The following is an 11145-nucleotide window of genomic DNA, read 5'->3' as shown; positions in this document are numbered from 1 at the left end:
GGTTCCGATACCAGTTTCAAAAAAGAAGGCAACTGTAAGCCCGTGCTTCAAACCCATACACAATCAGTTATTCCCAAGTCTTCAATCCAAAATCTAAAATCTAAAATCTAAAATCCCATGTTCCTGCCGAATTTTTTCTCAATCGCTAGGTTCCGATACCAGTTTCAAAAAAGAAGGCAACTGTAAGCCCGTGCTTCAAACCCATACACAATCAGTTATTCCCAATTCTTCAATCCAAAATCTAAAATCTAAAATCTAAAATCCCATGTTCCTGCCGAATTTTTTTCTCAATCGCTAGGTTCCGATACCAGTTTCAAAAAAGAAGGCAACTGTAGGCCCGTGCTTCAAACCCATACACAATCAGTTATTCCCAATTCTTCAATCCAAAATCTAAAATCTAAAATCCCATGGCTTGGTTTTTGTCTTGCCAGGCTGCCAGAATCAGCGGCATATTGTTGAGAGCGGATATGACAGCAAAGTTTTTGCTGGGTGGAAGCGATGCTTTTTCATGGCTTTGCAAGATGATGTCCTGTTGGTCAAGCGTGATCCAAGCAATTCCTGACAAAACTTGAATTTCTCGATGAGTTTGAGGCAATCTGTATACCTCGTTTTCCATCAGAATAATGCGATCGGGCGCTGTTAACTCGGAAATTTTTTGAAGCATAGTATCTCCTTTGAAATTAAATCATCAAAAATCAAAAATTCACAATTATTGCCTCATCACTGAAATCTTTGCATTTGCCAAATTTTGTAAGGGCGAGTTCACCAATTTCAAACAACCTAAATAAACCGGCCCCCACACAACCGACAATCCACTATTGGCAGTAACGCCGATCGATCCAATCGCGCATTTCATCTTCAGTTGCCACACAGGTAGAGCGACCTGTAGCTCGATCGCAACTGTGCCACCAAGTGTTACCATCGCGATCTGAGCTCTGCCAAATTCTCAGATCGTCCTCACCAGCAATGACGGACAGGAAAAATTGCCCAATGCGATCGATCGCCCAAAAAACCCTAGCACGGGCGAGGGTTCCGGACCGTCGCCCTTTCTGTTTTTCCGATGGTTTAGCTCGATCTGCCATCGAAACAACTTTCATTTTTGGGGTATCGAGCCGATTTCTGCAAGTAGACATAGCCAACACCTTCAAGTTATAATTGCCACAAAAAATGCACAATTAAAAATACAAACAACAGCTTAAAACTGCAATATTTTCATCGCAATTACAGCACAATATGGTTGCCGTGCAAGTTTTGTTAAAGTCTATCTGTTACCTGATAAATTAACCTTAACTCTGCGGCTATTGACAATCAAAGCATTGCTTGCATAGATTGTATGAATAAAATCGATAGATCGATCTAAGGCCTTGTGACAATTTGGGTACTACTGGCACAAACGCTATGAACGAAATCAATACGCGGCGGATGAAACTCTCTCAAATTCAGGCTTTGCTAGCAGTAGCAGACTGTGAAAACTTTAGCGAGGCGGCTTTGCAATTGGAACTGTCCCAGTCAGCAGTCAGCCACGCCATCGCCTCTTTAGAAACAGAATTGGGAGTGCAACTGTTCCACCGGGGGCGACACGGTGCTCAACTGACGCCGGTGGGCGAAAGGGTGCTGCTTCACGGGCGTCAAATAGCCCGCGGGTTAGAAATGATGGTCAAAGAAGCGGATTTAGAAAAAGGTTTGCAGGGAGGCCAGGTACGGATAGTTACTTTTCGGAGTGTCGCAACTCATATCCTGCCGGGTATTATTGCTAAATTTCGCAGTTGCTTTCCCAAAATTGCGGTCAGCATTGCCGAAGTTTATTATACCCAAGCTGTGGAAGAGGCTTTGCGATCGGGCAAAGCAGATATCGGCTTTGTTTCCCTTCCCATTTCCGATGAATTTGAAACGAGGGAAATTTTACGGGATAAATATGTTGTGTTGCTGCCGCCAACTGCCAAATTGTCAAGCGATCAGATTACATGGAAAGAATTAGCGGCTTATCCGTTGATTTTGCAGCCGGCGGAAAGTCCTTGTTCTGTACCGCTTCGCAAATATTTGATAACTTCGGGGTTTCCCTTAAATATCGCTTACGAACTCAGCGAAGATTCAACTATTGTCAGCATGGTGATGCAAGGTTTGGGTGCAGCAATTCTGCCCCGTTTGGCGGCGGAACCGATACCTGCTGAGGTAAAAGTTTGTAGTTTTCCTGTGGCTTTTGAAAGGGTAATTGGGGTGGCTGTTTTGAGAGATGGGCTGTTAGTTCCGGCCGTGTTTGCGTTTTTGGATGTAGTTAAAGCTGTCGCAGAGGTTGATAGTGAGGGCGATTTTCCGATTAATCCTTCATGAGAAACGTAAGTAAGTTGTTATTGGTTATTGGTTAGATTTGGATATTTTAAACCGCAGATATGAGCAGATGAACACAGATGAACGCGGATGGGATTGTATCTGCGTTTATCTGCGTTCATCTGCGGTTTAAAAAAAATCGCATAAGCAATATAGCGATCCTAAATCATTTGTGAATTTCTTACTCCATCCCCGAACTCGCGGGGAGGGCTGGGGTGGGGTAAAAAATTTACGACTCCTGCAAGGATTGCTATAGTACGATAGCTTATTTACTGCTAATGCGCTTAGCGACAAGACTAGAACTATCGCCTTGGTGGAATTTTACTCGACCATCTAGTGAGTTTTTATCCTTTAATTTGAGCCAACCGCTACCAAATGCAGGATCGTTCTCATCATTACCGTCCCATGTAAACTCAAATCGCTGATCCTTTCCATCTTTTACGACTTCGCCGTCAATTTGACCTGATACTAAACCGAATTGAAATTCTCCTGAACCCGTAGGCTCAATCTCGATATAGGCTTCAACTTCCATGTCCAAGTAATCAGTATCCCACAGTTCCATCTCTGCGATCCGCCATTTACCGCTATATTGCATTCCTTTCATCCTCCACTTGTATTAGAGATTATCTCATAATGACCACAACATAGCTAAGTTGCATTGCCAATTACACAACTCAAAACTATTCCCCGTATCTCTGCCGCAAAATAAATTCCGCTAGCGCTAAATCAACGGGGGTTGTGACTTTCAAGTTCGTCTCTTCTCCCTCGACAATTTGCACTGGTAAACCGCATTTTTCAAACAAAGCTGCATCGTCGGTAACTTCCCAACCTTTCTGTCGCCCTTGTTGGTGACACTGCTTTAACAATTTCACTTCAAATCCTTGGGGAGTCTGGGCTGCCCACAAATTGCGTCTGTCTGGGGTGTCTTGCACGATCCGACGCTCATCTACGACTTTAATCGTATCCTTGACCGGGACGGCGACAATTAAGCCCGGACAGGTCAAGAGGGCCTCTGCAGATCGATCGAACAATTCAGGAGTTGCCAAACACCTGGCGCCGTCGTGAATCAACACTCGATCGGCTGACGGAGGCAAAGCCTGCAAACCGTTGTAAACTGACTCTTGCCTGGTGGCGCCTCCTTTAATCAGTTTCACGGGCATAACCAAAGATAAATCGCTCAGAATTGCTTTAAAAGCAGGAAAATCGTCTGGCTGACCCATGATGCCAATCCAGCTAATGTGCCGCGAAGCTTCAGCAGCAGCCAAAGTCCAACTCAGCAAAGGTTTTCCCAGCAAAGTCAGCAGCAGTTTGTTCCGCTGACTCCCCATCCGTCGCCCCGAACCCGCCGCAGGAATTAATAAGTGCATTAACTAACCGTTCTTAACCCAACTAGGTATATATTAAGAGCGTCCTGTACTTTTGGGTCAGTTGTTTAGCTGTCAGCCAGTAGCTTTTAAAGTCTATAAATACTATAAGCTGATAGCTGAAGACCGATCGCTGAGAGCTACCTCGATAGATAATAGCCGATCGTTTATGATGCGAATACTAGCACTTGTCCCAGGCGGGATTGGCGACCAAATTTTATTTTTCCCCACCCTCGATGACCTCAAGCAGTCTTATCCACAGGCGCAAATTGATGTCATCGTGGAACCGCGGGCGAAGGGCGCTTACCGAGTCTGCAAATCCGTCAAAGAAGTCTTGACGTACAATTTCAAAGACCGCAATGCTCTGGCAGATTTGGGCAATTTACTGGGCGTAATTCGCGATCGCGAATACGATGCAGTTATTTCCCTAGGCCAGCGGTGGACTGTAGGGCTTCTGCTGTGGCTGACGGGCATTCCGCAGAGAGTTGGCTATTCGGGAACCAACGGCGCTCGATTTCTCACTGCTGCTGTACCGCTCAAAACTGAACAGTACGCCGCTTCAATGTACCACGATTTGCTGCAAGGATTTAATATTAAAAATCCTTGTCCGCCGATCGCAATTAATGTACCAAAACAGGACATTCAGTGGGCGGAAGCCGAACAGCAGCGGTTGGGGGTAAAAGAAAGCGGTTACATTCTAATTCACGGCGGTTCGAGTCAGCTAGCTTTGTCTAAAGGTATTGACAAAATTTACCCTACAGACAACTGGAAGCAAATTATCAATGACTGTCAGCAGCGCCAGCCGAATTTGCCTGTTGTTGTTGTGAAAGGCCCGGAGGATGAAGACTTCGTAACAAAGTTAGTCGAGTTATGTCCAAATGTAAAAGTTATCTCGCCGGATGATGTCGGCAAGTTGGCGGCGACTATTGCTGCTGCTAATTTGATGATATGTACTGACAGTGCGCCGATGCACTTAGCTGTGGCGGTTCAAACTTATACAATAGCTTTGTTCGGCCCGACTGAACCTGCAAAATTGCTGCCAAAGAGCGATCGATTTTTGGGCATTAAATCTCCTACTGGGAAAATGGCAGACATCTCTCCTCAAGAGGTTTTAAAGAAGGTTTGGGGCGGCTAAGAACAAAAGTTCGCAGTCAGGACTTTAGTCCTCTCTTTTTTAGCTGGTTCCCAGGCCAAAAAGGACTAAAGTCCTCACTACAAACATTCTTTATTACGGTAATTGCCCAGACATGATATCACTCACCAGAAAAGCGCTGTAATTTACCGCCTGCCTATTTCTCGCAGCAATTCATCAGCCCAAACTCTATCTTCTTCCTTGAAACGGGGTACAGGTTCCCGATCGTAGTTTAATGTTAAATCAAATCTGGCGCGATCGTAAACCCCCATTAACAAAGTCTGTAAATTCAACTCCGGTTCTCCATCTCCTGGCTGCAAAGGTATCCTAAATACAGGAATTTCATCTCTCATATTAAAAGCATATAATTGCGCTTGCGGCCGCTGATTTGCTCTGCCGATCGAGATTCGGTAATCTGTCTGCGGAATTTCGCTGGCAAACGGCAGATATTTTCCGCTTCTGAGCAAATCTATCTCTACCAAATGCGTGAGAGTTCCTAAAACTTTCTGCCGCTTGTTAAGGTAAGCAGTTCTTCCTTCACCGGCACGTTTGTTAGCGGGAGACAAAATTTCAATAACTGTCACCACTCTGCCTGTTGTTACCTCTCTAATTTCTAAATAACCTTCCCTGCATTCTTCAGAAATTGGCAGCGTTACTGTTACAAATTCGGTGCGGGGCGGTAAAGTCATCACTGCTGATTGTGTCTGGGTTGTGGTCCTGGCAGCGACTACAGATACATCGGGAATCGCTATATCCACAGAGTCTTCCCCACCGCTCATATAAGTGCGTTTTTCGATCGCGACTCGATATTGCTGACTGAGGTTTTGCTCTATGTCATCAGCGATCGCAACAATCAAACGGTGGTGTACTTCGGGCCAAAATTCGGGATTTTCTAAATAAGGGTTCATCCCTGGAAATGGAGAAGGCATTTTAGTACCTCATGGGCGATCGATTTAATTCAATTATATCCGACCTTGCCTAGGACACGGCAGTGCCGTGTCCCTACAATAATTACCTGGTTCCCAGGCTCTGCCTCGCTTATCGGGGCTTCACAGGAGGCATAGGCTGGGCACGAGGAATCATTTTCCGTGATTCCTCTTTCGCTTTTGGTTTTTCAACAAGCTGCATCATCTCCTGTAATTCCTTCTTCTTTTGGTTTGCAAACCGAGTGGCGGCAACAGTTATTACTCCTCCGGCGGTAGTAGTGATAGCACCTTCCTGAACTTTATTAGAATAAACCAGTCCCACACCTGCGAAAGCAAGAATTGCCGATGTAACGATGACGGTAAGGGCGACATTGTAGCTTTGGCGAACTTGTCGCAGCCATTCTTCCAGTATTTCTTCTGTGATGTCGCTATAATCTTCATCAGGGTGCGATTTGCTGGATAAGTTAGATTTCATTTAACAGACCTCTTTGGTTTATCAATAATTGTTTTGTGTCCTGATAAAATCATGGCATCAATTTAATTAAGTAAAGTTTACCAGAGGTATATAATTAGGTCTATGAGAGGTCGGTCTAATCAAAATATAGTCAAGGTCTAATTAAAGTCTAAAAAGCCTTAGCCAGATTTGCTATAAGTCTTGATTTTGATAATTTGATTGACTGTTTTTTTTACTTAATTTATAATGTTACAATAAATTTTGGGTTAACTTAAATGGACTGGCAAGATTTTCTTAAAGGCGAATCAGGGACACATGGGTTATCTACAAAACAAACAGACACATTATTAGCAGCACTCTTCTCTCCTGAAAAAGAACCCCTAAGTGAGCGACAGCTTTCAGTAAAATTAAACATAACAGAAGCTACTGTAAAACAGCGGAAGGGAGAGATTTACAAGAAATTTGAAAATAGTTTTGGTCAACTTGTTGACCAAAACGGTGCAGGAAAATTGGAAATCTTGTATAACAACTTAAAACAGAAGTATTATCAAAAACCCGAACCAGTAGTTGTCACCCCAGTTTCTAACTTATCTCCCTACCCAGAAGAATTTAGATCGTTAATAGAAGAAAAAATTAGGACATTCTGCGGCCGACGATTTGTTTTTAAGGCTTTTCAGGACTTTATCAAGGAAAATCCTCACGGTTATTTTACGATCGTCGGGGATGCGGGAATGGGCAAAAGTTCCATTATTGCCAAATACGTCTCCCAACATAAATCTCCCTGCTATTTCAATATTCTCGTCGAACGCCGCAACAGACCAGAATTGTTTTTGAAGAGCATTCGCCAGCAATTAATTGACCGCTATCAATTGCCAAATTCAGAAGACGCCGATTTACCAACTTTACTGGCAAAGGTGGCGGAAAAACTCACTTTGGGCGAAGGTTTGGTAATTGCGATTGATGCACTGGATGAAGTCGAACAAGAACCGGGAGAAAATCTTTTACATTTACCGACAACTCTGCCAGATAACGTTTATTTCCTGCTGACTAGGCGACCTTATCACCTCGGTAAAAAGCGACTGTCTGTATCTCCGGGAGTTCCGGTCAAAGAATTAGATTTGAGAGATGACCAGTATGTCAATTTCAATCAAGATGATATCAAAGAGTATATTCTATTTGTTATAAATGCCGATTCTGACTATAAGGAGGGACTGAGAAAGTGGATTCAAGAGCGGGGCATTCTCGATGCAAGTTTTGTCGAACAATTGGCAAACAAAAGCGAAAATAATTTTATGTATTTGCGCTATGTTTTGCCAGCAATTGCTAAGGGCGATTACAATGACTTAAGTTTAAAGCAATTGCCAGACGGGCTGCAAGAGTATTATCAAAACCACTGGGTGCGGATGGGGCTGGAAGCTAAGCCTGGGCAATTGATGGAGATTGTCTTGTATATTTTGTTAGAGATTGGCACGCCGATTGACTCCGAGATGATTGCTGGAATGGCTAAGGAAGATGAATGCGACGTAAAAGCGGTTTTAGATGAGTGGGTGGAGTATTTGAAAAAGCAGAAGGTTGACGGAGAAATCTGCTACGGCATCTATCATGCTAGTTTCCTTGACTTTCTGAAAGCAAAACGGGAGATGGATTCAAAGCGGAAGCTCTTTCGGGAAGTAAATCAACGGATTACTGAGTATTTAGAAAAGAGGATGGCGTGATATGGGAGAATTTGCTGACAAGTTAGCAGCCGAAAAACTTTACTATCAACGTGCTTATCTGGGCAGCTTACTGCCAAATTATGTCAAGTCTGGAAATTTAGGAAAATATTATCAAACCCTGACAGATTTTAACTTTCTGATGGCAAAAATTCAGCATCCTGATTTTGGACTGCAGGCACTGATTGATGATTTCGATTTGGTTGACGATTCAGAAGCATTAACTCACCCAGAGTACAACTCAGAAAAAGTTGAAGCCCTGAACTTGATTCAAGCGGCACTGTGGAAGTCAGCGGATATTTTGACTCTAGATAAGACGCAACTCGCAGAGCAATTGTTAGGGCGCTTGCTGCACTTTAACATTCCGGCAATTCAGGGAATGGCAGAGGTAGCTAAGCAGTGGAAAGCAGCACCTTGGTTGCGTCCTTTGACATCTTGTTTAACTCCCCCTGGCCGGGGACTGCTGCGCACTCTCAATGGTCACAGCGACTGGGTAAATGCAGTAGCCGTCACTGCTGATGGTAAGCGGGCGATTTCCGGTTCAGATGACAAAACCATCAAAGTCTGGGATTTAACAACTGGAAAGGAACAGTTTACTCTCAATGGTCACAGCAGTTCGGTAAGTGCAGTAGCCGTCACTGCTGATGGCAAGCGGGCGATTTCTGGTTCATATGACACAACCCTCAAAGTTTGGGATTTAACAATTGGAAAGCAACAGTTTACTCTCAAAGGTCACACCAATTCGGTAAATGCAGTAGCCGTCACTGCTGATGGCAAGCGGGCGATTTCTGGTTCAAGTGACAAAACCCTCAAAGTCTGGGATTTAACAACTGGAAAGGAACTGTTTACTCTCAAAGGTCACACCAATTCGGTAAATGCAGTAGCCGTCACTGCTGATGGCAAGCGGGCGATTTCTGATTCAAGAGACAAAACCATCAAAGTCTGGGATTTAACAACTGGAAATGAACTGTTGACTCTCAATGGTCACAGCAGTTCGGTAAATGCAGTAGGCGTCACTGCTGATGGCAAGCGGGCGATTTCTAATTCAAGAGACAAAACCATCAAAGTCTGGGATTTAACAACTGGAAATGAACTGTTGACTCTCAATAGTCACACCAGTTGGGTAAATGCATTAGCCGTCACTGCTGATGGCAAGCGGGCGATTTATGGTTCAGATGACCAAACCCTCAAAGTCTGGGATTTAACAACTGGAAAGGAACAGTTTACTCTCAATGGTCACAGCAGTTCGGTAAATGCAGTAGGCGTCACTGCTGATGGCAAGCGGGCGATTTCTGGTTCATTTGACAACACCCTCAAAGTCTGGGATTTAACAACTGGGAAGAAACAGTTTACTCTCCAAGGTCACACCCATTTTGTAAAAGCAGTAGCCGTCACTGCTGATGGCAAGCGGGCGATTTCTGGTTCATTTGACAACACCCTCAAAGTCTGGGATTTAACAACTGGAAAGGAACAGTTTACTCTCAATGGTCACACCAATTCGGTACAAGCAGTAGCCGTCACTGCTGATGGCAAGCGGGCGATTTCTGGTTCATATGATGACACCCTCAAAGTTTGGGATTTAACAACTGGAAAGGAACAGTTTACTCTCAAAGGTCACAGCAGTGTGGTAAAAGCAGTAGCCGTCACTGCTGATGGCAAGCGGGCGATTTCTGGTTCAGATGACAAAACCCTCAAAGTTTGGGATTTAACAACTGGAAAGGAACAGTTTACTCTCAAAGGTCACAGCATTGTGGTAAAAGCAGTAGCCGTCACTGCTGATGGCAAGCGGGCGATTTCTGGTTCAAATGACAACACAATCAAAGTCTGGGATTTAGCAACTGGAAATGTCATTGTTAGTTTCACTGGTGAAAGCCCGATCGCCTCTTGCGCCATTGCACCCGATGGACTGACAATTGTGGCAGGCGACGAATCCGGTCGCGTATATTTCCTGCGGCTAGAAGGGATGGAGGAATTAACATGAATTCCTCACCTCTCTCAACTCCCATCTCTACCGCAGCTTACCCAATAGAATTTCAGCAACTCCTGCGAGAAAAAAGCGAGAATTTTGTCGGGCGCAAATTTGTATTTTCTGCCATTTCCGACTTTCTGAGCTCCCACAGCCGCGGTTATTTCACAATTGTCGGCACTCCCGGCTGCGGCAAAAGTTCCATCCTCGCCCAATATGTCAGGGCCCATCCTCGCAGTATCTATTACAACGCTGCAGTTGAGGGCAAAAATCGAGCTGAAGATTTTCTCGCTTCTGTCTGCACTCAACTGATTGACAAATACCTTGCCGCCAATGGGGAAACATCGGAAATCCTCAAGCTAAGATCTCAACTTCAAAATCTCGAATCCGATGATGGGAGTTGGTTTCTGTCTTTGTTGCTTCAGCAAATTAGCGATAAATTAAACGATCGCCAACCGTTGATAATTGTAATTGATTCTGTAGACGCGATCGCCCGCACGAGTCAGCCTCCCAGCACAAATCTGTTTTATCTGCCGAGATATTTGGGCGATCGTACTTATTTTATCCTCGCCCGCCGCCCGTTTTTGAGAGAGAAATCCGGTTTGTTAATTGAAACCCCCTCTCAAACTCTCGATTTAAGAGATTATCCCGCCCAAAATCGGGAAGATGTCCTCAACTACATTCAGCAATACCTATCAACCGCACCGGATTTAACTCAACCCGAACTCTGCCAACAACTCGCCACAGCCAGCGAAAACAATTTCATGTATCTGAGTCAGATGTTAAGGGCGATCGGCGAGAATTCACACCCCGGTGCTAATCTGGGAGAGTCCTCACTTGTCCCTGAACTTCCTCCCGGTTTAGCAGCGTATTATCAAAACCACTGGCTGCGGATGAGAGGTGAGGGTTTATCGGAAGTTGACTTGTCTGTGCTGAATATTTTGGTACAATCCACAACAGGTTTGTCTGTAAGTGCGATATCCAATATAATTGATGAGGATGAATACGAAATCGAAAAAGTGTTAGACAATTGGATTGAGTTCTTGAATCCGCAGGAAATCGGAGGAGAAATTTGTTATAGCTTGTATCATGCCAGCTTCCGCGAATGGCTGGGCAAACAATCTATTTTAGAATGATGATCGTACCTATATTTTCGCTGTGCCAGCCTATAGTCTTCCTTGTCCAGTCTTCCCGATCCCCCCTAACCCCCCTTAATAAGGGGGGGACAAGAGTAGTCAAAGTCCCAAGCGGAAAAAGAGGAGG

At 44.5% G+C, this 11145-nt stretch carries 11 protein-coding genes; 5 read left to right on the top strand and 6 right to left on the bottom strand.

Annotation, left to right across the window (positions count from 1 at the left end; all coding sequences use genetic code 11):
- Positions 1-397 precede the first annotated feature (397 nt).
- Entirely contained in the window at positions 398-664 is a 267-nt protein-coding gene (locus QUB61_RS16710; RefSeq protein WP_333132511.1) for a hypothetical protein, read from the bottom strand.
- A 151-nt stretch (positions 665-815) separates the two neighbouring features.
- A complete protein-coding gene (locus QUB61_RS16705; RefSeq protein WP_333132512.1) occupies positions 816-1133 on the bottom strand; it encodes a hypothetical protein in 318 nt (105 codons plus the stop codon).
- Between the two features lie 265 nt (positions 1134-1398).
- On the opposite strand from QUB61_RS16705, the gene QUB61_RS16700 reads away from it, so the two are divergent.
- A complete protein-coding gene (locus tag QUB61_RS16700) occupies positions 1399-2331 on the top strand; it encodes a LysR family transcriptional regulator (protein WP_333132513.1) in 933 nt (310 codons plus the stop codon).
- Positions 2332-2593: 262 nt separating this feature from the next.
- On the opposite strand, the gene QUB61_RS16695 is transcribed toward QUB61_RS16700, so the two are convergent.
- Positions 2594-2932, bottom strand: coding sequence for a hypothetical protein (locus tag QUB61_RS16695; RefSeq protein WP_333132514.1), 339 nt, complete (start codon positions 2930-2932; stop codon positions 2594-2596).
- Between the two features lie 76 nt (positions 2933-3008).
- On the bottom strand, positions 3009-3695 hold the full coding sequence (ispD, locus tag QUB61_RS16690; protein WP_333132515.1) for a 2-C-methyl-D-erythritol 4-phosphate cytidylyltransferase: 687 nt from the start codon (positions 3693-3695) through the stop codon (positions 3009-3011).
- A 169-nt stretch (positions 3696-3864) separates the two neighbouring features.
- Between ispD and QUB61_RS16685 the strand changes: the two genes are divergently transcribed.
- On the top strand, positions 3865-4827 hold the full coding sequence (locus tag QUB61_RS16685; RefSeq protein WP_333132537.1) for a glycosyltransferase family 9 protein: 963 nt from the start codon (positions 3865-3867) through the stop codon (positions 4825-4827).
- A gap of 143 nt (positions 4828-4970) precedes the next feature.
- On the opposite strand, the gene QUB61_RS16680 is transcribed toward QUB61_RS16685, so the two are convergent.
- Both QUB61_RS16680 and QUB61_RS16675 read right to left on the bottom strand, forming a co-directional pair.
- On the bottom strand, positions 4971-5753 hold the full coding sequence (locus QUB61_RS16680) for a DUF4058 family protein (RefSeq protein WP_333132516.1): 783 nt from the start codon (positions 5751-5753) through the stop codon (positions 4971-4973).
- A 109-nt stretch (positions 5754-5862) separates the two neighbouring features.
- Positions 5863-6225, bottom strand: coding sequence for a TRADD-N-associated membrane domain-containing protein (locus tag QUB61_RS16675; RefSeq protein ID WP_333132517.1), 363 nt, complete (start codon positions 6223-6225; stop codon positions 5863-5865).
- Positions 6226-6479: 254 nt separating this feature from the next.
- Between QUB61_RS16675 and QUB61_RS16670 the strand changes: the two genes are divergently transcribed.
- The 3 genes from QUB61_RS16670 to QUB61_RS16660 are packed head-to-tail and all read left to right on the top strand — an operon-like array spanning position 6480 to position 11018.
- Positions 6480-7919 (top strand): ATP-binding protein, encoded by a 1440-nt coding sequence (locus tag QUB61_RS16670; protein WP_333132518.1) that lies wholly within the window; start codon positions 6480-6482, stop codon positions 7917-7919.
- A gap of 1 nt (position 7920) precedes the next feature.
- Positions 7921-9897 carry a WD40 repeat domain-containing protein gene (locus QUB61_RS16665; RefSeq protein WP_333190055.1) on the top strand — a complete coding sequence of 659 codons (1977 nt, stop codon included), beginning with the start codon at positions 7921-7923 and terminating at the stop codon, positions 9895-9897.
- The gene (locus QUB61_RS16660; protein WP_333132520.1) at positions 9894-11018 is read left to right on the top strand and encodes an ATP-binding protein; all 1125 of its coding nucleotides are present in this window, start codon (positions 9894-9896) and stop codon (positions 11016-11018) included. Before QUB61_RS16665 ends, QUB61_RS16660 begins: the two co-directional genes overlap by 4 nt.
- Positions 11019-11145: the final 127 nt, after the last annotated feature.

Origin of the sequence: Microcoleus sp. C2D2, from assembly GCF_036702495.1 — a bacterium.
In the GTDB taxonomy this organism is placed as follows: domain Bacteria; phylum Cyanobacteriota; class Cyanobacteriia; order Cyanobacteriales; family Microcoleaceae; genus Microcoleus.
This window is presented reverse-complemented; position numbering and strand designations above follow the sequence as displayed.